Source organism: Streptomyces beigongshangae, assembly GCF_019710745.1.
Classification (GTDB): domain Bacteria; phylum Actinomycetota; class Actinomycetes; order Streptomycetales; family Streptomycetaceae; genus Streptomyces; species Streptomyces beigongshangae.
Genome location: NZ_JAHKJW010000070.1, coordinates 1 through 24,522, shown reverse-complemented (window position 1 = coordinate 24,522; position 24,522 = coordinate 1). Strand labels below are relative to the sequence as shown.

Below are 24,522 nucleotides of genomic sequence, written 5' to 3'. Positions count from 1 at the left end.
GCCGGCCCCTCCGGCCGGACGGCGCTCCGGCGGGCCGGGACCCACCGGCCGTGCGCCGGACCGCCGTTCGGCGGTGTACCGGCCGACCTGCGCACCCCTGAGGCGGAAGCCGGAGTTCCGCGTGCCGCCGCCCACGGCGCGCGGATGCGGCGCCCGGAGACGGAGCGGGCGGACCCCGGCGGCCCGCATCACGGGGTCGCCGTACGGCTGCCGGGCCCCGAAGGCGGGCCGTACGGCTGCCGGGCCCCCGGACCGCACCGCATCGCACCGCACCGCACCGCACCGGTGCCGGAAGTTCCCCGCGAGGTGGGTGTCGACCCGTCGGAAAACTCCGGCATCACGGGTCACAAGGTACGTCTCCTTCGCACCGTCCTCCTGGGCGGTCGGCGATCGGTGAAAGCTGTCTCAAAGCTTGACCGCAAATTGCACACATCCTCTCTACATACCGGTTCCGATGGTCTAGATTGACCGTGCTTCAGCTGTTCGGACACATGGCGACAAATAATGATCAAAAGGGCTGGCGTTGTGAACAGCCAGTAGTCGCGCCCTCGCACCGGGCGCGGTAATCAGTTCCTGGAGCCCGGGAGGGGCACTCGGATGCGGGGAGCATCCGGGGTTCCGACGGGCCTCCGCGCACCTCGAAAGCCCGGCAGAACATCTGCACGGCCGACGTGCCATGCGCGGGAGGCGGGGGCCTCCCGAGGGGACGGAACAGCGCGGCGCGGGGGGCGGGGGCCTCCCGGGGGAGGAACAGTGCGGGGGGCGGGGGCCTCCCGGGGGGAGGAACGGTGTTGGGCGAGTGCGTCGAACCACTGGCGGCCTGGGGGGATTTGTGCAGCGGGAGGATTTAGTCAGCCCGTTTCCGCCGGCGCGCGGGCGTCCGGCGAACGGGACGAACGGGACGGTCGACCGGTCCGCGAACGACTGGGAACAGCGGTACCGACGTACGGTGATCATCACCGACACGGTGACCACCGCCGTCGTGGTGGCGGCGATCGGCAACTTCTTCGGGGCCCGGGACGCCGCCAACTGGCACGAGAAATGGGTGATCCTCGCCTTCGGCACCGAACTGCTGGTGCTGGGGGCGCTCGCGGTGAGCCGGTCCTGGGCCCCGGCCGTGCTCGGCCAGGGCGCCGAGGAGTTCCGCCGGCTCGGACGCTCGCTGTTCACCGCGGCCGTCGTCCTGGCCCTCGGCGGGATCGCCCTCACCTCACGCAACATCAAGCTCTGGATCTTCGTCGCGATCCCGGCGGTCGCGGTCGTCACCATGACCGCCCGGTATCTGCTGCGTCTCAGGCTGCACAGGGAGCGCAAGGAGGGCCGGTGCCTGAGACCGGTGCTCGCCGCCGGCAGCCCGGACACCCTGCGCGACCTGATCACCCGGGCCCGCAAGTTCCCGCACCTGGGCTGGCGGGTGGACGCGGTGTGCACGACGGACGGCCCCGGACCGGAGGGCGGCCACCTGGACGGGGTACCGGTCGTCGGCCGGCTGACGGACGTCGCGGGTCACGTCCGCCGCGACGGCTACCGCGTCGTCGCCGTCACACCGGACCCGCACTGGTCGCCGGACCGGCTGCAGCGACTGGCCTGGAACCTGGAGGGCAGTGACGCCGAGATGGTCGTGGCGCCCGTGCTGATGGAGGTGGCCGGCCCGCGGCTGCACGTCGACGCGGTGCTCGGGATCCCGCTGCTGCGGGTCAGCATGCCGACCTTCACCGGGGGCCGCCGGGCCGTCAAGGGGGTCGTCGACCGGCTGGGCGCGGCGGTCCTCCTGCTGCTGCTGGCACCGCTGATGGCGCTCGTCGCGCTGCTCGTGGTGGTGGACAGCCCGGGCGGGGCGTTCTACCGCCAGCGCAGGGTCGGCAAGGACGGCCACGAGTTCACCATCTTCAAGTTCCGCACCATGGTCGTCGGGGCCGACCGGGCACGTGCGGAGCTGGCCGGCCTCAACGAGGGCGCCGGGCTGCTGTTCAAGCTCCGCCGGGACCCACGGGTGACCCGGGTGGGAGCGGCGCTGCGCAGGTACTCGATCGACGAGCTCCCGCAGCTGTTCAACGTGCTCACCGGATCGATGTCGCTCGTCGGCCCGCGGCCTCCGCTGCCGGAGGAGTCCGCCGCGTACGGCCCGGACATCAGGCGGCGGCTGCTGGTCAAGCCCGGGCTCACCGGCCTGTGGCAGATCAGCGGACGCAGCGACCTGCCCTGGGAGGAGGCGGTCCGGCTGGACCTGCGGTACGTGGAGGACTGGTCGCTCGCCCTGGACACGGTGATCCTGTGGAAGACGCTGCGTGCGGTGCTCCACGGGCAGGGGGCCTACTGATGCACGGGGAGCGGCGGCCCGACCGGGCGGCCGGCGTACGCGACGCGGGCCGGCAGGGCCTGCCCGGGGGGAGGGACGAGTCATGAGAGTCAGCGTTTTCGGGCTCGGCTACGTGGGCTGCGTGTCGGCCGCGTGCCTGGCCAGCATGGGCCACGAGGTCATCGGGGTGGACGTGAACCGGGTGAAGGTCGACCTGGTCAACGACGGCAGGGCCCCGGTGGTCGAGGAGCGGATCGGCGAACTCGTCGCCGAGGTCGTGCGGACCGGGGCGTTACGCGCCACCGACGACGTCCGTGAGGCGATCGCGGGCAGCGAGGTGTCGCTGGTCTGCGTGGGCACACCGTCGGAGCCCAACGGCAGTCTGTGCACCACGTACCTGGAACGGGTCACCGAGCAGATCGGTGCCGCGCTGGCCGAGCGGGGCGGACGGCACACCGTGGTGTTCCGCTCCACCATGCTCCCGGGCACCTGCCTGAACCTGCTGGTGCCGATCCTGGAGAAGTACGTCGGCGGCACGGCCGGGGTGGACGTCGGAGTCGCGGTCAACCCGGAGTTCCTGCGCGAGGGCACGAGCGTGCGGGACTTCTTCGACCCGCCCAAGACCGTCATCGGCGAACTCGACCGGGCGAGCGGCGACGCGGTGGCGGCGCTCTACGAGGACCTGCCCGGGGAGGTGTTCCGGGTGCCGGTCCCGACGGCCGAGGCGATCAAGTACGCCGACAACGCGTTCCACGGCCTCAAGATCGGCTTCGCGAACGAGCTGGGCGCGGTGTGCCGGGCGCTCGGGGTGGACTCGCACCAGGTGATGGACGTGTTCCTGGCCGACCGCAAACTGAACATCAGCCCCGCCTACCTGCGGCCGGGCTTCGCCTTCGGCGGCTCCTGCCTGCCCAAGGACCTGCGCAGCCTGGTCCACGCGGCGCAGCGGGCCGACGTCTCGGTGCCCATCCTGTCCCACGTGCTGCCTTCCAACTCCGCTCATCTGGAACGCGCGGTGGAGCTGGTCGAGCGCACCGGGAAGCGCCGGGTGGGGATGTTCGGGCTGTCCTTCAAGCCCGGCACCGACGACCTCCGCGAGAGCCCGCTCGTCGAACTGGCGGAGCGGCTCTTCGGCAAGGGGTACGACCTGAAGATCTACGACGCCAACGTGAGCCTGTCCCGGCTGCTGGGCGCGAACCGCGAGTACATCGAGACCCGGTTGCCGCACCTCGCGCACCTGCTCGCGGACTCCGTCGGCGAGGTGCTCGAACACGCCGAGGTGTGCCTGGTCGGCACCAGGGAGCCCGCCGTGCTGGCCGCGCTGCCCCACGGCGGGGAACCGGTGATCGTCGACCTCGTCCACCTTCCCGACGCCGACGCGCGCCGGACCGAGCCGGGGTACGTGGGCCTTGCCTGGTGACACGTCGTTCGACGGAACAGCCGGCGGCGGCCGGGCGGGCCGGCGCGCGCTGATCCTGGTGGAGAACCTGTCGGTGCCGTTCGACCGGCGGGTGTGGCAGGAGTGCACGACGCTGCGCGACGCGGGCTGGGAGGTGCACGTCATCTGCCCCCGCGGGAGCAAGCGGGACACGGAGCCGGAAGCGGTGGTCGACGGGGTGCGGATCCACCGCTACCCGCTGCGCGCGGCCACCGGGGGTCCGGCCGGCTACCTGCGGGAGTACGGATCGGCGCTGTGGCACACGGCCCGGCTGGCCCGCAGGGTCGGCCCGGTCGACGTGGTCCACGCCTGCAACCCGCCCGACCTGCTGTTCCTGCCCGCGCTGTGGCTGAAGCGGCGCGGCGCGCGGTTCGTCTTCGACCAGCACGACCTGGTGCCCGAGCTGTACCTCTCCCGGTTCGGCCGCGGCGAGGACCTGCTCCACCGCGCCGTGTGCGCGCTGGAACGGATGACGTACCGGGCCGCGGACGTCGTGCTCGCCACGAACGAGAGCTACCGGGACGTCGCGGTGCGCCGTGGCGGCCGGCGGCCGGCGGACGTCTTCGTGGTGCGCAGCGCGCCGCAGACCGACCGGTTCCGGCCGGTGCCGCCGGAGCCGGAACTGAAGCGCGGCAAGCCCCATCTGCTGTGCTACCTGGGCGTCATGGGCCCGCAGGACGGCGTCGACTACGCCTTGCGGGCCCTCGCGAAGCTGCGCGACGAGCTCGGGCGGACCGACTGGCACGCGGTGTTCGTCGGCTCCGGCGACGCCTTCGACGCGATGGTGGAGCTGTCCCGGCGGCTCGGGCTCTCCGGGCAGGTGCAGTTCACCGGGCGCGTCCCGGACGCCGACCTGGTGCGCTATCTGTCCACCGCCGACGTGTGCCTCTCCCCCGACCCGCGCAATCCGCTCAACGACGTGTCGACCATGAACAAGGTCCTGGAGTACATGGCCATGGGCCGGCCGATCGTCTCCTTCGACCTCCGCGAGGCCCGGGTCTCCGCCGGTGACGCGGCCGTCTACGCGCCGGCCAACGACGAGGCCGCGTTCGCCGGGCTCGTCGCGCGGCTCCTCGACGATCCGCTGAAGCGGGCCGAGATGGGCAGGATCGGCCAGGAGCGGATCAACGGCCGGCTCTCCTGGCGGAACTCCCAGCGATCGCTGCTCGACGCCTACGCCGCCGCGTGCCGCGGCCGCGCCCCGGTCCCGGCGAGCAGCCCTCCCGCACAGGGAGGAGGCCGCACCGTTGAGCGATGACACGATACGCCTGGTCACGATCGGGCGGATCCTCCGCCGGCGCCGGCGGCTGCTCGTCCTCCTCGCCGTGGTGGGGGCGCTCGTCGGCTACGGCACCTCCCTGGTGTTCCCGCCGCGGTACACGGCGTCGGCGTCGGTCCTGCTGCCGGGGCAGTGGGAGGAGCGCGAGCTGCTGACCCAGGCGGAGATCGTGACCAGTTCGGTGGTGGTCGACCGCGCGGCCGCCGCGCTCCACTGGAAGGGCGTCGACGGCCGCGAGCTGCAGGGCCGGGTGAGCGCCGCGGCCGCCGACGGGAACATCATCAAGATCTCGGGCACGGCCGAGAGCCCCGGGCGCGCGCAGCGGCTCTCCGACCAGCTGGCCCAGCAGTTCGTCACGTTCGCCGCGCGGATCGCGGGCGACGGCACCGACACCGGGGCGGCCACGGGACCCGAGGCACTGCGGCAGCAGGTGGTGGAGACCAACCGCCGCATCAGCGACCTGGCCGAGACGGCCGACCCGGGACGGACCGTGGAGAGCGTGCAGGCCCGCACCGCGCTCGCGAACCTGCGCACCGCGCTGGAGGAGGCCATGCAGAAACTGGACGAGGCCGACTCGGCGACCAGCAAGGCCGGCATGGTCGTCATGGGCCCGGCGGCCCGGCCCGCCGGTGAGGCGCCGCCGACGAGAACGCAGCTCGTCGCCGGCGGGGCGCTGCTGTTCCTCCTGCTCACGGTCGTCGGCCATCTCGCCGCCGCGCGGATGGACCGCCGGCTGCGCACCGGGACGGAGATCGCCGCGGCGCTGGGCTCGGCGCTGGTGGGCACCGTCGACGTACCGGGTGAGCCGGCCGCGCACCGGCCGGGCGGCCGTGGCCCGCGGGCCCGGATCCGCCGGCTGCTGGGCGTCGACACCCCGTGGGACGTACCGGCCCGGCAGCCCTCCGGCGACGAGGCCGGCCGGCGGATCCGCTACCGGCGGGTGTGCGCCCGCCTGCGGAACCGGCTGCCGGCCCCCCGGCGGCTGCTGGTCGTCGTACCGGACGGTGACGAGACCGCCCGCCGGGCCGCCGGACAGCTCGTCGCCGAGGCCGGGAGCGATCCGCTGCTGCGGGTGGTGGAGGTCCCGGTGTCCCGGCCGATGGTGCCGGACCGCGGCACGGAGTCCGGCGCCCTGGTCGTGCTCGGCACGGGCAGCCGGACCGCGGCCGAGCTCGCCGGCATCGCCGAGGCGTGCGCGGACGGCGGGCACGAGGTCGTCGGCGTCGTCGTCGCCGGCACGGTCCGGATCCGTCCGGCGCCGTCCGCCGGCCGGCCGGCGGAGGACGGACCCGCGGCGCTCGCCGTCCGCGGCCGCACGACGGGGGGTTCGGTGTGACGACGGACACGACGCCGGAGCCCTCGGCGACCGTTCCGCTGCTGGACCTGCACGCGCTGGTGGTGGCGGTGCGCAGGCGCCGCCGCCTCTGGTGCTCCCTGGCACTGCTCGGAATGCTGCTCGGCGCGGCGGTGGCGGTCCTGCTGCCGCCACCGCCGACCGCGACGGCCACCGTGCTGGTCGCGCACCAGGAGGACCAGGCGAACGACACCGGAACGCTGATCCGCACCGACGTCGCGCTGCTGGGGACCACCCGGATCGCCGGCGCGGCCCTGCGCTCCCTCGGGTCCCCGGAGAAGCCCGAGGACTTCATGCAGGACTACCGCGGTGCCGGCCTGACCAACAACCTGCTGCTGATAGAGGTGTCGGGCGAGGACGACGCGCAGGCGGTGGCCCGCGCCAAGGCGCTGGCCGACGCGTTCGTCGCGGACCACGTGCGGCGGATGCGGGAGATCGCGCAGGCCGAGGCCGAGGCCCTGCTCGCCCAGCGTGACCGCATGCGGGACGAACTCTCCGAGGTCAACGAGGCGATCGGGGACCGGTCGCCGGAGGGTGACCCCGACGCGTCGGCGAGCCTCGAATCGCTCTTCGCCCGCCGGGCCCTGCTCAACTCGCGGATCGCCGACTTCGACCAGCGCGCCGCGGACGCGCGCACCGGCACGCCCCGGCTCGTCGCGGGCACGCAGATCGTGGACGCGCCGCGCGCGGTGCGGCACTCCCTGCCCAGGACCGCCGCCACCGACGCCGCGATCGGGCTGGTCCTGGGGCTGGTCCTCGGGCTCGTGCTGGCCGCGGTCGGCACGGTGGTGGCGGACCGGCCCGTGCTGCGCCGGGAGATCGCGGCGAACCTGGGCGCATCGGTCGTCGCGGAGCTGAGCCGCTCGCCCCACAGGCCGGTCGGCCTGTGGCGGCGCCGGCGGACCCGGGCGGCACGCGAACGGCTCACCGCGACCCTGGCCCGTACGGTGCGCGGCTCCGCGGAACCGGTGTCGCTGCTGGAACTGGGCTGTGCGCGCGGCACGGGCGTGATCGCCCTGGAGGTCGCCCGGGTCCTGGCGGCGGAGGAACCGGTGGTGGTCATCGACGCCCTGCCCGGGCAGGAACTCGCGGGCGGCCGCGAGCTGCCGCAGGGCACGACCGTGGTCGGCGGCGAGCGCGCCGCGGCCGTGCCGCGGCACACGCGCCGGCTCGGCGTCGGCTCGGTGGCGCCCGGCACGACGTGGACCGACCTGCCGTACCTCGGCAGCCGGACCGTGCTCGTCGTGCGGGCCGGGCACGGCAGCGCCGCGTGGCTGCACACCGTGGCGCGGCAGCTCGCGGACCAGCGCATCGCGGTGATCGGTGTGGTGCTGATCGACCCCGATCCGCGTGACCGGACCGACGGCACGCTGTGGGACGGGCAGCACATCGCGCTGCGCGGCCACCACGCACGGCCGGCCCCGCAGGGCGGTGGGGGGACCCCCCACGCCGTCCAGGCGGTGGGGGAGGACCGGCCGCGCACGGAGCGGCCACCGGTACGGGCCGGACGGGGCCCGGACAGCGACCAGGAGGCACGCTAGACATGTGTGGCATCGCAGGCACCTACCGGTGGCCGGACGGGAAGGCCGTGACCGACCGGCTCACCGACGTCCTCGCCCACCGCGGCCCGGACGGGGCTGGCCGGTACAGCCACCCCGCCGGTGACGGCGAGGTGCACCTCGGGCACCGCCGGCTGGCCGTCATCGACCTGTCCGGGACCGGCGCCCAGCCGATGGTCTCGGGCGGTCTCGCCCTCACGTACAACGGGGAGCTGTACAACGCGCCCGAGCTGCGGGCCGAACTGGCGGCCGCCGGGGCGCGCTTCCGCGGCACCTCCGACACGGAGGTGCTGCTGGAGGCATGGCGGCGCTGGGGCACGGAGTGCCTGCCCCGGCTGCGCGGCATGTTCGCGTTCGCGGTCTTCGACGAGCGGACCGGTGACCTGGTGCTCGCCCGCGACCAGCTCGGCATCAAGCCCTTGTTCCTGCTGCGGCGCGGCGGGGGCCTGATGTTCGCCTCCGAGCTCAAGGCGCTCGCCGCCGTGAGCGGCGGATCGCTGCAGGTGGACCATGCGGCGCTGGTGGCCTCGCTGCTGTACTACTGGGTGCCGGACTCGCGCTGCGCGTTCCGCGAGGCGGAGAAGCTGCCGCCGGGGACCTGGCTGCGGTACCGGGCCGACGGCCGCACGGAGCGCGGCCGGTTCTGGGACCTGAGGGAGGTCGCCGCCGAGGGCCGGGAGCGGGCCCGCAGCGGTGACCTGCCGGACGTGGCCGCCGCCGTCGAGGAGTCGACCCGGCTCCACCTGCTCTCCGACGTACCGGTGGCGACCTTCCTCTCCGGCGGTCTCGACTCCAGCTACCTGACCGCGCTGGCGGCCCGCGACCGGCCCGGGATCTCCGCCTACACGATCGGGTTCCGCGCCGAGGACGCCAGGTTCGAGGCGATGCCGGACGACCTGCGCCATGCCCGGCAGGTGGCGGAGCGGTACGGGGTCGACCTGCACGAGATCGAGATCGCCCCGGACGTGCTGGACCTGCTGCCGCGGATGACGTACCACCTGGACGAGCCCATCGGCGACCCGGCCGCGATCAACACGTTCCTGATCTCCTCGGCCGCCCGGGAGGCCGGGGTCAAGGTGATGCTCTCGGGGATGGGCGCCGACGAGCTGTTCGCCGGCTACCGCAAGCACCTGGCCAACCTGCTCGCGCTGCGCTACCAGCGCGTCCCGCGGCCGCTGCGGCGCGGCGTGTCCGCGGCCGTGGACCGGCTGCCGGTCGCCACGTCCCGCCGGGGGTACCGGTCGGTGCGCTTCGCGAAGCGGTTCCTGTCCTTCGCCGACCTGCCGGAGGAGACCGCGTTCCGGCGCAGCTACACCATGTACGACCGGGACGAGTTGCTCGCCCTGGTGGACCCGGACCTGGCGGGGACGGTCGGGGACGTGCTGACCGAGCACGCGGACGTGTACCGGGACAACGACCTCGACGACTTCGTCAACCGCATGTGCCTGGCCGACGCCCGGATGTTCCTGCCGGGGCTGAACCTCGCCTACACCGACCGGTCGAGCATGGCCGCGTCGACCGAGGTGCGGGTGCCGTACGTGGACGTCGAGGTGGTCAGGGCGGCGTTCGCCGTGCCCGGCGATCGCAAGATCGCCGGGCGGCAGGGCAAGGCCGTCCTCAAGGAGGCGGCCGCCTCCGTGCTGCCGCGGGAGATCGTGTACCGGCCCAAGGGCCTGTTCAGCGCCCCGCTGCGGGCCTGGATGAGCCGGGACCTGGCCCCGCTGGTGCGCGAGGTGGTGCACGACGGCGTGCTCGTCGGTGCCGGGCTGCTGCGCCGCGACGCGCTGGCCCGGATGGTCGCCGACGACGCCGCCGGGCGGCGGGACTTCTCCAAGCATCTGTGGCATGTGCTGACCCTCGAGTACTGGTACCGCGACGCGGTCTCCGGCTCCGGCCGGAGCCGGGCGGCCTGACGGCGCGGAGACAGCCCTGACGGCGTAGAGACAGCAGAGACAAGAGGACTTCGGGTGAAACAGGTTGTGCAGAACTACAGGAGCGGCGAGCTGGCGGTGCTCGACGTGCCGGTGCCGGGGTGCAAGCCGGGCGGGGTGCTGGTCCGCACCGCCTACTCGCTGATCTCCACCGGGACCGAGCTCATGAAGGTGTCCGAGGCCGGCATGTCGATGCTGGGCAAGGCCCGCTCCCGGCCCGACCAGGTGGCCAAGGTCATGCAGAGCGTGACCGCCAACGGGGTGCCCGCCACCTACCGCAAGGTGATGGGCAAGCTGGACTCCTACACGCCGCTGGGCTACTCGCTGTGCGGGGTGGTCGAGCAGGTCGGCGCCGGCGTCGACGACGTGAAGGTGGGCGACCTGGTGGCCTGCGCGGGCAACGAGCACGCGCTGCACGCCGAGCTGAACTGGGTGCCGAAGAACCTGTACACCCCGGTGCCGGACGGTCTCGCGCCGCGGCACGCGGCCTTCGGCACCGTCGGGTCGATCGCGCTGCAGGGCGTCCGCCAGGGCGAGCCGCAGCTCGGCGAGGTGGCCCTGGTCGTCGGTCTCGGGCTGATCGGCCAGCTGGTGGTGCAGCTGCTGACCGCCTCGGGGGTCCGCGTCGTCGGGGCCGACCCCGACCCGGCGCGCTGCGAACTGGCCGTGCGGCTGGGCGCGGTGGCCTGCGGCGACCCGGGGTCCGCGGTCGTGGAGGGCGCCGTCGCCGAGCTCACCGGCGGCCACGGCGTGGACCAGGTGTACCTGGCGGCGGGCGGCGGCAGCAATCAGCCCGTCGAGCTGGCGGCCCGGCTGAGCCGGGACCGCGGCCGGGTCGTCGACATCGGCAAGTGCCGGCTGGACCTGCCGTGGAACGCGTACTACGAGAAGGAGCTCGACGTCCGGTTCTCCCGCAGTTACGGCCCCGGGCGCTACGACCCGGAGTACGAGCTGGAGGGGCGGGACTACCCGATCGGCTACGTGCGCTGGACCGAGCGCCGCAACCTGGCGTGCTTCCTCGACCTCCTCGCCCGCGGGAGCGTCGACGTGGAGCCCCTGGTCTCCCACGTCGCCGACTTCGACGACGCCGTCGAGACGTACCGGCGCCTGAAGGACGGCGAACTGAAGGCCGTCACCGCGCTGTTCCGGTACCCCGGACCCACGGCGGACACGGGGACGGGGGCGCGGGCGGAGGCCCCGGCGGTGGCCGTGCCCGCGGTGCGCCGTGGTGGCGAACCGTCCGCCCCGGCCCGGCCCGCCGGGTCGCCGGTGCGGCTGGCGTTCGTCGGCGCGGGGAACTACGCGACGTCGATGCTGCTGCCGCACCTGGCACGGCGTGAGGGCGTCGAACTGTCCGCGGTCGTCACCACGACGGCGCTGTCCGCGGCCAACGCGAAGCGCAAGTTCGGCTTCACGGCGGCGACCACCGATCTCGACGCCGTGCTCGGCGACCCGTCCGTCGACGCGGTGTTCGTGGTCACCCGGCACAGCTCGCACGCCGAACTGACCCGCAGGGCCCTGCTGGCCGGCAAGGCGGTGTTCGTGGAGAAGCCGCTGGCGCTCACCGAGGACGAGCTGGCCGGTGTGCTCGCGACGGTGGAGGAGTCCGGCAACGACCGGCTCCAGGTGGGCTTCAACCGCCGCTTCGCGCCGCTGCTGCGGGAGGCCCGCGAGCGGTTCGGCGCCCGGACCGGCCCGGCGAGCCTGCGCTACCTGGTCAACGCGGGCCGGCTGGCGCACGGCAGCTGGTACCTCCAGCAGAACACCGAGGGCTCGCGGTTCATCGGCGAGGGCGGGCACTTCATCGACACGGCGAACTGGCTGCTCGGGGCCGACCCGGTCTCGGTGTACGCGCTCGCCACGCCCGGCAACGAGGACCTCCAGGTCGTGCTGCGCTACCCGGACGGGTCCACGGCCACCATCAGCTACGTCACCACCGGCGCGCCCGGCTTCCCCAAGGAGACCCTGGACCTCGTCGCGGACGGCAAGGTCCTGCGGCTGGACGATTTCGTCCGTGCCTCCGTCCACGACGGCAGCCGTCGGCGGTGGGGCAGCTCGCGGCTGCCCAGGGCCCGGGACAAGGGCCAGTCCGCCGAGCTGGCCGCGTTCGTCAGGGCCGTGCGCACCGGCGGGCCGATGCCGGTGCCGCTGGAGTCGCTGGCCGCCACCACGGCGGCCACCCTCGCCGTGCGGACCGGCCTGGCCCACGGCGCGCCGGTGACGCTGGCGGGGCCGCGATGACCCTCACCACCGCGGGCTGGTACCTGCGGCGGCTGTCCCGGATGGGACCGCGGGAGGTCGGCGGCCGGACGGTCGACGCGCTGCGCAGACGGCGCTGGCGGTCGCAGCCGCCGGACCGCCCGGCCGTGACCGGTGCCCGGTTCACCGCGGCGCTGCCCGCCGGGACGCTCGCCGCGGTGCCGCCGGACGCCGCGAAACGTCTCGTCGCCGCGGCGGACCGGCTGATGGACGGGCACGCCGAGTACTTCGGGGTGGCGCGCGACGACCTGGCCGACCCGGACTGGTTCCGCGACCCGAGGACCGGGCGCCGGGCCCCGGCGGTCCACGCCTTCGACGTGCCGTACCGGGACGAGGACGCGGTCGGGGACATCAAGCAGATCTGGGAGCCGTCGCGGCACCAGTACCTCACCGTGCTCGCCGCCGCCTACGCGGTCACCGGGAACGAGCGGTACGCCGAGCGGGTGGCCGCGCACCTGCGGTCGTGGTGGGCGGCCAACCCGCCGCTGCGCGGTGTGCACTGGACCAGCGGCATCGAGCTGGGCATCCGGCTGCTGTCGTGGGTCTGGGTCCGCCGGCTGCTCGACGGCTGGCCGGGCGCGCCCGCGCTGTTCGAGGACGACCCCGTGGCGCTGGACCAGATCTGGCACCACCAGCGCTGGCTGGCCGCCTTCCCCAGCCGGGGGTCCTCGGCGAACAACCACGCCGTCGCGGAGGCCGCCGGGCAGCTGGCCGCGGCCTGCGCGTTCGGCTGGTTCCCCGCCTCGGCGCGCTGGCGGGCCGACGCACTGCGGTCCCTCGACCGGCGCCTGCGCACCAACACCTTCGGCTCCGGTCTCAACCGCGAGCTGGCCACGGAGTACCACGGGCTCGTCCTCGAACTCGGTCTGGCGGCGGTGGCGGAGGCGGACGCCGCCGGTGTGCCGGTCCCCCCGTCGGCCCGGCTGGTGCTGCTGCGGATGACCGACGCGCTCGCGGCCGTCGTGGACGACCGGCTGCGGCCGCCGCGCCAGGGGGACGCGGACGACGGGCACGGTCTGGTCGTGGACGGCACGGGCAGCGACCGCTGGGCCTCGCTGCTGGCCACCGGGGACGCCGTGTTCGGCCGGCTCCCCTGGTGGCCGGCGGTGACCGGCACCGATGTGCGCACCCCGCTGCTGGCCGCGCTGCTGCGGCCGTACCCGAGGGACCCCGGGGACTCCAGGGCCCCGAGGGACCCGAGAGAGGTGACGGCGCCGGCCGTGGTCCGCCCGGCAAGCCGGCCGGACCACTTCGCCGACGCGGGGCTGACCGTCCTGCGCGGCCCGGACGGGATCTGGTGCCGCTGCGACGGGGGCCCGCACGGCTTCCTGTCCATCGCCGCGCACGCCCACGCGGACGCGCTGTCCGTGGAGGTCCGGCACGACGGGGTCGACGTGCTCGCCGACCCGGGGACGTTCTGCTACCACGGGCAGCCCGAGTGGCGGCGGTACTTCCGCTCGACCCTCGGCCACAACACCCTGGAGCTGGACGGCGGCGACCAGTCCGTCTCCGGCGGCCCGTTCCTGTGGACCCGGCACGCCCGCAGCCGGGTCCTGGCCGCGGACGGCTGCGACGCCTCCGGCGGGGGCACGGCCCGCTGGTGCGCCGAGCACGACGGCTACCGGGGCTCCGTGCACCGCCGCCGGGTGGAGCTGACCGCCGCGCGCCGGGAGCTGCGCGTGGTGGACGAGGTGCGCGGCCCGCGCCGGGCCGCGCGGCTGGCGTTCCACCTCGGGCCGGCGGTCACCGCGGACCTGGCGGGGAACCGGGCCGTGCTCACCTGGACCCGCGACGGCCGGGGCCGCTCGGCGGTGCTCGACCTGCCCGGACAGCTGGACTGGCGGGCGCACCGCGGCGAGAGCGACCCGCCGCTGGGCTGGTACTCCCCCGGCTTCGGACGCAGGGAACCCGCCACGGCGCTCGTCGGCACCGGGTTCGCGGGCGGCGCGCGGGAGTTCACCACCGTGCTCGGGTTCCGGGACTAGGGAGGGAGGACGCGTGGGGACGAAGTGGCGCAAGCGGGCGCTGCCGGTGGCGGCGCTGGCCCTGCTGACGGCAGGCTGTGTGGGCACGCCGGACGACCCGGCGGAGCGGACCGGCGCCTCCGCGACCGGTGCGCCCTCCGCCTCCCCCGTCCGGTCCGTGGCCCGGGTGTGCGACAGGCCCGCGGCCGGGCCGGCGAAGGCGCCGGCGGGCGCGGTGACGGTCGACCCCGGGGTGGTCGGCGACCTGGCCGCGAAGACCAGGAGCAGCCCCGCGGGCACCACGTTCTGGCTCCGTCCGGGCAGGCACCGGCTCGCACCGGACCGTTACGCGCAGGTCGTCCCCAAGAAGGGGAACCGCTACCTCGGCGCGCCGGGCGCGGTCCTCGACGGCCGGCGGACCAACCAGTACGCGTTCGGCGGCGGCGCCCCCGACGTCACCGTCCGCCATCTGACCGTGCAGCGGTTCGTCGCGCCGCACGACGAGGGCGTGGTCAACCACGACTCGGCCGACGGGTGGGTGATCGAGCACACGACGATCCAGCACAACTCCGGCGCCGGGCTGATGGCCGGCGCCCGCCAGCGGATCCGCGCCAGCTGTCTGCGCGGCAACGGCCAGTACGGCCTCAACGCCTACAAGGGCACCGGCCGGCTGCGCGACCTGGTCGTCGAGGGCAACGAGATCACCGGCAACAACACCGGCGACTGGGAGCGGCGGCGGCCGGGCTGCGGCTGCACCGGGGGCGTCAAGTTCTGGGCCGTCGACGGCGCCGACGTCCGCGGCAACTGGGTGCACGACAACCGCGGGACCGGGCTGTGGGCGGACACCAACAACAACGACTTCCGCATCGAGGGCAATCTGCTCGAAGCCAACGACGGTGCCGCGCTGATGTACGAGACCAGCTACAACGCGGTCGTCCGGAACAACATGATCCGGCGGAACAACTGGGTCGAGGGCCGCAGGTACGCCGAGCGCGGCGACACCTTCCCGTTCGCGACCGTCTACCTGTCCGAGTCGGGCGGCGAACCGCGGGTGCGGGCCCGCACGGACAGGATCGAGATCTACCGGAACGTACTGGAGGACAACTGGTCCGGGATCACCCTGTGGGAGAACGCCGACCGGTTCTGCAACAGCCCGGCCAACACCTCCTCCGGTGACTGCACGCTGCTGGTGCCGGACACCGGCCGCTGCGTCCGGCCGGGGATCGCCACCGCGCCGCTGCACGCCGACTGCCGGTGGAAGACCCAGCGGGTGGACATCCACGCCAACCGCTTCGTGCTGGACAAGTCCGTCGTCGAGTGCACGGCGAAGTGCGACCGCATGGCGGTGCTGGCCAACTACGGCACCTATCCGAAGTGGTCGCCGTACAAGGGCGAGCGGGTGGCCGAGGCGATCACCCTCAGGCAGCACAACCNACAAGGGCGAGCGGGTGGCCGAGGCGATCACCCTCAGGCAGCACAACCGCTGGCACGACAACGTCTACGTCGGGCCGTGGCAGTTCGTCGCCCACGACCCGAGCCGGGTGCTCGACTTCGGGCAGTGGCAGGGCGCGCCCTACCGGCAGGACGCGGGCAGCACCCTCGACCCGCGGGCGGGTGGCTGAGATGGCCCAGGACCTGCGGCGCGGCGGACCGCCGGACGGAGAAAGCACGGCAGGCACGGCGGGTACGGCGAGTACGCAGTCCGGCGCCGGACCACACCCCACCGCAGGCACCCCGAAGCTCGTCGGGGTCGTCTGGGGACTGCTGGTCCTCAACACGCTCGGCTCCGCCGGGGCGAAGACCGTCGTCCCGCTGCCCCGCTCCCTCATCCAGCTGGTCACCATGGGCGCGCTGGTCGCCGCGTTCACGCTGGCCCTCGCGCTCAATCTGCGGCTGCGGGTGCGGCCCAGCGCCTTCCTGCTCCTGCTCACCCTGCTGCTGGTGCCGAGCCTGATCTCCAGCCTGCAGTTGCAGTCGGGGTTCGGCGCGCTGTTCCGCTGCGCCCGGCTGACTCTCTTCATCGCCACGCTGTGGCTGCTCAGCCGCTGGTGGAACGGCGGCACGACCTTCGTCCGGCACCACGTCCGGATGTACTTCGCGGTGCTCGTCTCGGTCGCCGCCGGCGCGGTCCTCTCCCCCGGCGCGGCCATGCCCGAGCTCTACGGCGGACGGCTGGTCGGCGCGCTGTGGCCGCTCACCCCGCCGCAGATCGGGCAGTACGCCGCGGTGATCATCGGGCTCACCGTGCTGCTCGTACTGGGCCGCCGGACCGACCGGACCAGCGCGTCGGTGGTGATCGCGCTCTCCCTCGTCCTGCTCCTGCTGACCCATACCCGCACGGCCACGCTCGGCCTGCTCATCGGGCTGGCGCTGGCGATCGGCTCGCTCGTCCTGACCAGCGCCGCCGCCCGCCGGTTCTTCACCTGGACGGTGCTGTGCGCCGTGGTGGCCGCGGTGGGGTTCGCCCCCGCGCTGCGGGCGTGGTTCCTGCGCGGGCAGAGCCAGGAGCACCTCAGCAGTCTCACCGGCCGGGCCAAGGTCTGGGACGCCCTGCTCGCCGAGGACCGGACCATGACGGAGAAGCTGTTCGGCGTGGGCCTGGGCGACAAGTCGTTCGGCGGGCTGCCCATCGACAACAGCTGGCTGGCCGTCTACCACGAGCAGGGCTGGACCGGCGTGACCCTGGTGGCGGCGGTCTTCGCGGTGCTGGGCGGCATCGCGCTGCTGCGGCCGCCGTCGCTGGCGAGGGCCTGCGCGATCTTCCTGATCAGCTACTGCGCGATCGCGTCGTACACCGAGGCCGGTCTGGGCGACGCCTCGCCGTACCTGCTGCACCTGGCCGTGGCCGCCTCGCTGCTGGCGGCACCCGCCGCCACGCCCCTGCCGACGCCCGCAGTCCCGCGACGACGTGTCCCGCGGTGGGCCCAGGATCGGAGATGACCTCACGCATGCACGTCCTCGTGGTGCACAACCGGTACGCCTCGGCACAGCCGAGCGGGGAGAACAAGGTCGTCGACCAGGAGGTGGAGCTGCTGCGCGCGGCCGGCCACCGGGTCGAGGTCTTCGAGCGGCGCAGCGACGACATCGCCGCCCGGTCCCTGCCGGGCAAGGCCGCGGTGCCGTTCCTCGTGCCGTGGAACCCGGCGGTCCGCACGGAGCTCGCCGCCCGGCTCCGGGCCGGGCGGCCGGACGTGGTGCACGTCCACAACGTCTTCCCGCTGCTGTCCCCCGCGGTCCTGGCCGCCTGCGCCGACGCGGACGTGCCCGCCGTCGCCACGCTGCACAACTACACCCAGGTCTGCCCGCCCGGCACGCTGCAGCGGGACGGCCGGCCGTGCACCGAGTGCGTCGGCTCCACGCCGCTGCCCGCCGTCCGGCACGGCTGCTACCGCGGCTCCCGGCTGGCGACGGTGCCGCTCGCGGTCGGCCTGTCGGTCAACCGGCGGCGCTGGTGGTCGGGCGTGGAGCGGTTCTTCTGCATCTCCGCGGCGCAGCGCGACGTCCTGGTGGCCGCCGGGATGCCCGCCGAACGGCTGGCGGTCAAGCACAACTTCGTCCCCGAACCGGACGTCCGCCGCTCGGGCGACGGCGAGCACCTGCTCTACCTCGGCCGGCTCGCGGAGACCAAGGGCGTACGGCAGCTCATGGCGGCGTGGGACGAGATCGCCGCGGGCGGCGGTGTGGGGGTGCCGCTCGTGATCGCCGGCGCGGGGCCGCTGGAGCGGGAGGTGACCGCGTGGGCGGCGGGCCGGGACGACGTGCGGTACGCCGGCCTGTACGACCCCGGGCAGTGCCGGCGGGCCGTCGCGCGCTCGGTCGCCGTGGTGGCCCCCTCGACGTGGCTGGAGGCGTTCGGCCTGGTGGTCGTGGAGGCGATGGCGGCGGGGGTCCCGGCCGTCGCCGCCGGTCACGGCGCCTTCACCGAGCTCGTCGAGGACGGGGTGACCGGACTGCTGCACCGGCCGGGCGAGTCCGCCTCGCTCGCGTCCTGCCTGCGCCGGATCACGGCCGGTCCGGCGCTCAACAGGGAGATGGGGCGGGCGGCCCGGCGCCGTTACGAACAGGGGTTCAGCCCGGCCGTCGGGCTGGAGCGCCTGGTGGAGGGGTACCGCGCCGCGATCGCGGGCCGGGCCGGCGGGGACGGCCCGCCGCAGGCGCAGGACGCACACACCGGCTCGCGGCGGGACATCCGCGCGAGCAGAGATGGGGGGACCGGATGACACGATCACGATGCCGACTCTGCGGCTCGGCGGCGACGGCGAGCGTCGTCGACCTCGGGGCGACTCCGCCGTGCGAGAGCTTCCTCGCCGCGGACCAGCTGGACCGGCCCGAGCCGACGTACCCGCTGCACCTGCGGGTCTGCACCGACTGCTGGCTCGCGCAGCTCCCCGCGCTGATCACCCCGGAGGAGACGTTCGGCGAGTACGCGTACTTCTCGTCCTTCTCGACCTCCTGGGTGGAGCACGCGCGCACCTTCGTCGCCGACTCCGTACGGCGGCTGGGTCTCGACGCGAAGGAGAAGGACGCCTTCGTGGTGGAGGTCGCGAGCAACGACGGGTACCTGCTGAAGCACCTGGTGGAGCGCGGGATCCGCTGCCTGGGCGTCGAGCCGTCGGTGAACGTCGGCGCCGCCGCGCGGGAGGCGGGGGTGCCCACCCTCACCGAGTTCCTGACCCCGGACACCGGCGCGGCCGTGCGCGCCGAGCACGGTCCGGCCGACCTGGTCGTGGCCAACAACGTGTACGCGCACATCCCCGACGTGGCCGGGTTCACCCGGGGGCTGCGCGCCCTGGTCGCCGACGACGGCTGGGTGTCCGTCGAGGTGCAGCACCTGCTGACCCTCATCGAGGAGAACCAGTACGACACGATCTACCACGAGCACTTCCAGTACTACACGGTCGCGTCGGCGATCCGGGCGCTGGCGAGCGGCGGGCTCACGCTCGTGGACGTGGAGCTGCTGCCCACGCACGGCGGCTCGATCCGGCTGTGGGCCCGGCCGGACGGGGCGGCGGGCGAGCCGAGCCGCCGGGTCGCCGACGTGCTGGCCCGGGAGAAGGCCGCCGGGCTGCAGGAGCTGTCGGGGTACACCGAGTTCTCCGCCCGGGTGGCCAAGGTGCGCCGGGACCTCCTCAGGTTCCTGATCGAGGCGGCCGAGCGCGGTGAGACGGTCGTCGGCTACGGCGCCCCGGGCAAGGGCAACACCCTGCTCAACCACTGCGGCATCCGGCCCGACCTGCTCCCGTACACGGTCGACCGCAATCCCTACAAGCACGGCAGGTTCACCCCGGGCACCCGCATCCCGATCCTGCCGCCCGAGCAGATCGGCGCCGACCGGCCGGACTACGTGCTGGTCCTGCCCTGGAACCTGCGGGACGAGCTGGTCGAGCAGCTGTCCTTCGTGCACGAGTGGGGCGGCCGGCTGGTCTTCCCCGTCCCGGAACTCAGCATCGTCGAGGCCACGTCGTGAAAGAGGTTGTCGTGAAAGAGGTCGCAGCATGAAGGTCGTACTGTTCTGCGGCGGTTACGGGCTGCGCATGCGCAGCGGGACGTCCGACGACGTGCCCAAGCCCATGGCGATGGTCGGCCCGCGGCCGCTGATCTGGCACGTCATGCGCTACTACGCGCACTTCGGGCACACCGAGTTCATCCTGTGCCTCGGCTACGGGGCCCACCACATCAAGGACTTCTTCCTCAACTACGAGGAGACGACGTCCAACGACTTCGTGCTGCGCGGCGGGCGGACCGAGCTGCTGTCCACCGACATCGCCGACTGGACGATCACGTTCGCGCAGACCGGCATCGAGTCCCCCATCGGGGAGCGGCTGCGCCGGGTGCGGCACCACCTGGACGGCGACGAGATGTTCCTCGCCAACTACGCCGACGTGCTCACCGACGCCCCGCTGCCGCAGATGATCGACCGGTTCGCCCGGCGCGACGCGGGCGCGTCGATGATGGTGGTGCCGCCGCAGTCCTCGTTCCACTGCGTGGACCTGGGCGACGACGGCCTGGTGGGGGGCATCACCGCGGTGAGCGAACTGCCGTTGTGGGAGAACGGCGGCTACTTCGTGCTCCGCCAGGAGGTCTTCGACCACATCCCGGAGGGCGGGGACCTGGTCGCCGACGGCTGCGGGCAACTGGCCAAGCAGGGGCGGCTGGTGGCGTACCAGCACCGCGGCTTCTGGAAGCCGACCGACACCGTGAAGGAACGGGCCGCGCTCGACGGGTCCTACGCCCGGGGCGAGCGGCCGTGGGCCGTGTGGGAACAGGACGGCGTGCGGGCGGCTACCGGAGCGGTGACCGCGTGATCCGGCTCGGGGCCGAACGCCTGGACCGGATCGTCGCGGTGGGCGCGCACTGCGACGACATCGCGATCGGCGCGGGCGGCACGCTGCTGTCGATGTGCCTCGCCCGGCCCGGTGTGCGCGTCGACGCGCTCGTGCTCTCCGGCGGCGGCGGCGAACGGGAGCAGGAGGAGCAGGCCGCGCTCAGCGCCTTCTGCCCGGGCGCCGACCTGCGGCTGACCGTGCACAAACTGCCGGACGGCCGGCTGCCCGCGCACTGGGACGAGGCCAAGGCCGCGGTCGAGGAGCTGCGCGCGGCCACCGAACCGGATCTCGTCCTCGCCCCGCGCACCGACGACGCGCACCAGGACCACCGCGGCCTGGCGAAGCTGGTGTCCACCGCGTTCCGCGACCACCTCGTGCTCGGCTACGAGATCGTCAAGTGGGACGGCGACCTCGGCCGCATGGCCGCGTACCAGCCGCTGTCGGCGCAGACCGCCGAACGCAAGGTGCGGCTGCTGCAGGAGCACTACCCTTCGCAGCGGCACCGGCCCTGGTACGACCGGGAGGCGTTCCTCGGGCTCGCGCGGATCCGCGGCATCGAATGCCACGCGCGCTACGCCGAGGCGTTCGCCGTCACCAAACTCACGCTCGACCTGGGCACGCCCGGACCGGGCACGTCCGGACCGGGCACTTCTGAACCGAGCACGTCCGAACTGGGGGAATGAGCTGTGCGCGTACTGCTGACCGGGCACCAGGGCTATCTGGGCACCGTGATGGCCCCGGTCCTCGCGGCCGCCGGGCACGAGGTCGTCGGTCTCGACGCCGGCCTGTTCGCCGGCTGCGTCCTGGGCCCGGTGCCCGCGGACCCGCCGGGGCACCGGGTGGACCTGCGGGACGTCACGCCCGAGCACGTGGCCGGGGTGGACGCGGTGATCCACCTGGCCGCGCTGTCCAACGACCCGCTGGGCTCGCTGGCGCCGGAACTCACCTACGACATCAACCACCACGCGTCCGTACGGCTGGCCCGCCTCGCCCGCGACGCCGGGGTGCGGCGCTTCCTGTACGCGTCCACCTGCTCGGTCTACGGCGCCACCGGCGGGGGCGGCCTGGTGGCCGAGGACGCCCCGCTGCGCCCGGTGACACCGTACGCGGAGTCCAAGGTACGGGTGGAGGACGACCTGCACGCCCTGGCCGACGGGGACTTCAGCCCGGTGTACCTGCGCAACGCCACCGCCTTCGGGTACTCGCCCCGGCTGCGCGCCGACATCGTGCTGAACAACCTGGTCGGCCACGCGCTGCTGTCCGGCGAGGTCCTGGTGCTCTCCGACGGCACCCCCTGGCGGCCCCTGGTGCACGCCGCCGACATCGCCCGCGCCTTCACGGCCGCGCTGGACGCGCCGCGGGAGGCGGTGCACGACCGGGCGTTCAACATCGGCAGCGAGACCAACAACGTCACGGTCGCCGAGATAGCCGAGCAGGTCGCCGAGGCGGTGTCCGGCGCGAAGGTGAGGATCACCGGGGAGAGCGGCGCCGATCCGCGCTCCTACCGGGTGGACTTCTCCCGGTTCCGCGCCGCGGTCCCCGGCTTCGACTGCGAGTGGACCGTGAAGCGGGGCGCGCTCGAACTCGCCGACGCCTACCGGGAGCACGGGCTGACCCGGGAGGACTTCGAGGGGCGCTTCACCCGGCTGGCCGTGCTCCGGTCGGCGTCCGAAACCGGCGCCGTCGACGGCACCCTGCGGTGGCGCCGGTGACCACGGAGGCGACCGCGGGGGCGGAGGAGGGCACCGGCGAGGAGATGCACGCGCTGGTGGAGCGGCTGTACCCGCTGTGCCGCAGCATCACCGGCGACGGGGTGCGCGCCACCCTGGACATCGTCGGCGAGTACCTCCCCCTGCGGGTGCACGAGGTGCCGACCGGGACGCAGGTGCTCGACTGGACGGTGCCGCAGGAGTGGAACATCCGGGACGCGTACGTCGCCGACGCCGCCGGCCACCGGGTCGTCGACTTCCGCGCGTCCAGCCTGCACGTGCTCGGCTACAGCCTGCCGGTGGCGCGGACCATGCCGCTCTCCGAGCTGCGCGCGCACCTGCACACCCTGCCGGAGCAGCCGTCCCTGGTGCCGTACCGCACCAGCTACTACAAGCCGGACTGGGGGTTCTGCCTGGCCCAGGACACCCTGGACGCGCTGCCCGACGGCGAGTACGAGGTGCGCATCGACTCCACCCTGGCCGACGGCCACCTCACCTACGCCGAGCACGTGGTCCCCGGGCGGGTCCCCGACGAGGTGATCGTCTCCTGCCACGTCTGCCACCCGTCGCTGGCCAACGACAACCTGGCCGGCGTCGCGGTGGCGGTCTTCCTGGCCCGGGAGCTGGCGCGGACGACCCCGTACCACACCTACCGGTTCATCTTCGCGCCCGGCACCATCGGCGCGATCACCTGGCTCGCCCGCAACGCGGAGCGGATCGACCGGGTCAGGCACGGGCTCGTGCTGGCCTGCGCGGGTGACCGCGGCGACCTGACGTACAAGCGGAGCAGGCGCGGCGACGCGGAGATCGACCGGGTGCTGCGGTACGTGCTCACCGCCTCCGGACGCCCGCACACGATCAACGAGTTCACCCCGTACGGCTACGACGAGCGGCAGTACTGCTCGCCCGGGTTCGACCTGGGCGTGGGCTCGCTCAGCCGGACCCCGTACGCCGGGTACCCCGAGTACCACACCTCGGGGGACGACCCGGACTTCGTCTCCCCGGACGCGATGGCGGACACGCTCGCCGTCTGCCGCGAGGCGTTCGCCGTCCTCGACCGCAACCGCCGGTACACCAACCTCAGCCCCTACGGCGAGCCGCAGCTGGGGCGGCGGGGGCTGTACGACGCGCTCGGCGGACGCAGCGACACCAAGCAGGCCCAGCTGGCCATGCTCTGGGTGCTCAGCCTCTCCGACGGCGAGCACGGTCTGCTGGACGTCGCCGAGCGGTCCGGGCTGCCGTTCGACGCCGTCGCCGCCGCGGCCGACGCCCTGCACGGCGCCGGGCTGATCAAGGCATGACGCCGATGGCCGCCAGGGAGGAGAAGGGCACGGCCCCGCCGGCCGCCGGGCGGGGCGTCGTCGGCCGGCTGTCCTGGGGACTGGCCGACCAGGCGGCCTCCAGCATGACCAACTTCGCGGTGGGCCTCTACGTGGCACGCTCCCTGGGGCTGTCCGCGTTCGGCGTGTTCAGTCTGGCCTGGCTGACCTACGGCGTGGTGCTCAACGTCGCCCGCGGGCTGGCCACCGATCCGCTCGTGGTGCGCTTCAGCGGGGTGCCGGAGGCGTCCTGGCGTGCGGCGACGGCCCGTTCGTCCGGTGCCGCGCTCGGCGTCGGTACGGCCCTCGGCGCGGTGTGCCTGCTGTTCGGGCTCGGCCTCGGCGGCCGGGTGGGTCCCGCGTTCACCTGCCTCGGCGTCGTCCTGCCGGCGCTGCTGCTCCAGGACGCCTGGCGGTTCGCGTTCTTCGCCGCCGGGGCCGGGCGCAAGGCGTTCCTCAACGACCTCGTGTGGGGCGTCGCGCTCGTCCCGGCCATGCTGGTGGCGGCCCGCGTGGACACCGTGGCCGCCTTCGTGCTCGCCTGGGGCGCCTCCGCCGCGGTGGCGGCGGTGTACGGCTGCGTGCAGTCCGGCATCCGGCCCCGCCCGGCCCGGGCCCGGGGCTGGCTGCGCGAGCAGCGCGACCTCGGCCACCGGTACCTGGTCGAGAACGTCAGCCTCAGCGGCGCCGGTCAGCTGCGGGCGTACGGGCTCGGCGCGATCGTCGGCGTCGGCGCGGTGGGCGCGGTCCGGGGCGCGGAGCTCCTGCTCGGCCCGTTCCTCGCCCTGCTGATGGGGCTCTCGCTGGTCACGGTCGCGGAGGCGGCCCGGGTGCTGCGGCGGGCCCCGCACCGGCTGGGCAGGTTCTGCCTCCTCCTCGGCGGCGGGCAGGCCGTCGCCGCGCTGCTCTGGGGCGCGGCGCTGCTGCTGCTCCCGGACCGGGCCGGCGAGTTCGTGCTCGGCGGCGTCTGGACCTCCGCCTCGGAGCTCATCGTGCCGGCCACGCTCGGCGTCGCCGGCGCCGGGCTCGGCAGCGGGGCCGCGGCCGGGCTGCGCGCGCTCGCCGCGGCCCGGCGCAGCCTGCGC

14 protein-coding genes and 3 pseudogenes are annotated in these 24,522 nt (G+C 74.1%); all 17 read left to right on the top strand.

What is annotated here, in order from left to right; translation table 11 throughout:
* The first annotated feature begins 832 nt into the window (after nt 1-832).
* A complete protein-coding gene (locus KM933_RS33825; RefSeq protein WP_221359682.1) occupies nt 833-2,320 on the top strand; it encodes a sugar transferase in 1,488 nt (495 codons plus the stop codon).
* An 82-nt stretch (nt 2,321-2,402) separates the two neighbouring features.
* A complete protein-coding gene (locus tag KM933_RS33820; RefSeq protein WP_221359680.1) occupies nt 2,403-3,719 on the top strand; it encodes a nucleotide sugar dehydrogenase in 1,317 nt (438 codons plus the stop codon).
* Nucleotides 3,709-4,988 (top strand): annotated as a pseudogene (locus KM933_RS33815) (glycosyltransferase family 4 protein). The gene KM933_RS33820 and the pseudogene KM933_RS33815 overlap by 11 nt, the downstream one beginning before the upstream one ends.
* Complete coding sequence (locus KM933_RS33810; RefSeq protein ID WP_221359676.1) at nt 4,985-6,352, top strand: Wzz/FepE/Etk N-terminal domain-containing protein; 1,368 nt, start codon at nt 4,985-4,987, stop codon at nt 6,350-6,352. The pseudogene KM933_RS33815 and the gene KM933_RS33810 overlap by 4 nt, the downstream one beginning before the upstream one ends.
* Complete coding sequence (locus tag KM933_RS33805; protein ID WP_221359674.1) at nt 6,349-7,911, top strand: Wzz/FepE/Etk N-terminal domain-containing protein; 1,563 nt, start codon at nt 6,349-6,351, stop codon at nt 7,909-7,911. The genes KM933_RS33810 and KM933_RS33805 overlap by 4 nt, the downstream gene beginning before the upstream one ends.
* Nucleotides 7,912-7,913: 2 nt before the next feature.
* Entirely contained in the window at nt 7,914-9,842 is a 1,929-nt protein-coding gene (gene asnB, locus KM933_RS33800) for an asparagine synthase (glutamine-hydrolyzing) (RefSeq protein WP_221359672.1), read from the top strand.
* Between the two features lie 54 nt (nt 9,843-9,896).
* Nucleotides 9,897-12,101: a bi-domain-containing oxidoreductase gene (locus tag KM933_RS33795; protein ID WP_221359670.1), complete on the top strand. Its 2,205-nt coding sequence runs from the start codon at nt 9,897-9,899 to the stop codon at nt 12,099-12,101.
* Nucleotides 12,098-14,104, top strand: a complete 2,007-nt coding sequence (locus KM933_RS33790; protein ID WP_221359668.1) for a heparinase II/III family protein — start codon at nt 12,098-12,100, stop codon at nt 14,102-14,104. Before KM933_RS33795 ends, KM933_RS33790 begins: the two co-directional genes overlap by 4 nt.
* A 13-nt stretch (nt 14,105-14,117) precedes the next feature.
* A pseudogene (locus KM933_RS33785) lies at nt 14,118-15,705 on the top strand (right-handed parallel beta-helix repeat-containing protein).
* A gap of 1 nt (nt 15,706) precedes the next feature.
* Complete coding sequence (locus tag KM933_RS33780) at nt 15,707-17,023, top strand: O-antigen ligase domain-containing protein (protein ID WP_221359666.1); 1,317 nt, start codon at nt 15,707-15,709, stop codon at nt 17,021-17,023.
* An 8-nt stretch (nt 17,024-17,031) separates the two neighbouring features.
* On the top strand, nt 17,032-18,303 hold the full coding sequence (locus KM933_RS33775) for a glycosyltransferase (protein ID WP_221359709.1): 1,272 nt from the start codon (nt 17,032-17,034) through the stop codon (nt 18,301-18,303).
* Nucleotides 18,300-19,550, top strand: a complete 1,251-nt coding sequence (locus KM933_RS33770) for a class I SAM-dependent methyltransferase (protein WP_221359664.1) — start codon at nt 18,300-18,302, stop codon at nt 19,548-19,550. The genes KM933_RS33775 and KM933_RS33770 overlap by 4 nt, the downstream gene beginning before the upstream one ends.
* Nucleotides 19,551-19,578: 28 nt before the next feature.
* Nucleotides 19,579-20,388, top strand: a complete 810-nt coding sequence (locus KM933_RS33765) for a sugar phosphate nucleotidyltransferase (RefSeq protein WP_221359662.1) — start codon at nt 19,579-19,581, stop codon at nt 20,386-20,388.
* A pseudogene (locus KM933_RS33760) lies at nt 20,385-21,026 on the top strand (PIG-L deacetylase family protein); the annotation flags it as partial. The gene KM933_RS33765 and the pseudogene KM933_RS33760, both read left to right, overlap by 4 nt.
* Nucleotides 21,027-21,095: 69 nt before the next feature.
* On the top strand, nt 21,096-22,121 hold the full coding sequence (locus tag KM933_RS33755) for an NAD-dependent epimerase/dehydratase family protein (protein WP_221359660.1): 1,026 nt from the start codon (nt 21,096-21,098) through the stop codon (nt 22,119-22,121).
* Nucleotides 22,122-22,165: 44 nt separating this feature from the next.
* Nucleotides 22,166-23,419 (top strand): DUF4910 domain-containing protein, encoded by a 1,254-nt coding sequence (locus KM933_RS33750; protein ID WP_221359707.1) that lies wholly within the window; start codon nt 22,166-22,168, stop codon nt 23,417-23,419.
* On the top strand, nt 23,416-24,522 hold a 1,107-nt coding region (locus KM933_RS33745), incomplete at its 3' end, for an MATE family efflux transporter (RefSeq protein WP_430727404.1). The genes KM933_RS33750 and KM933_RS33745, both read left to right, overlap by 4 nt.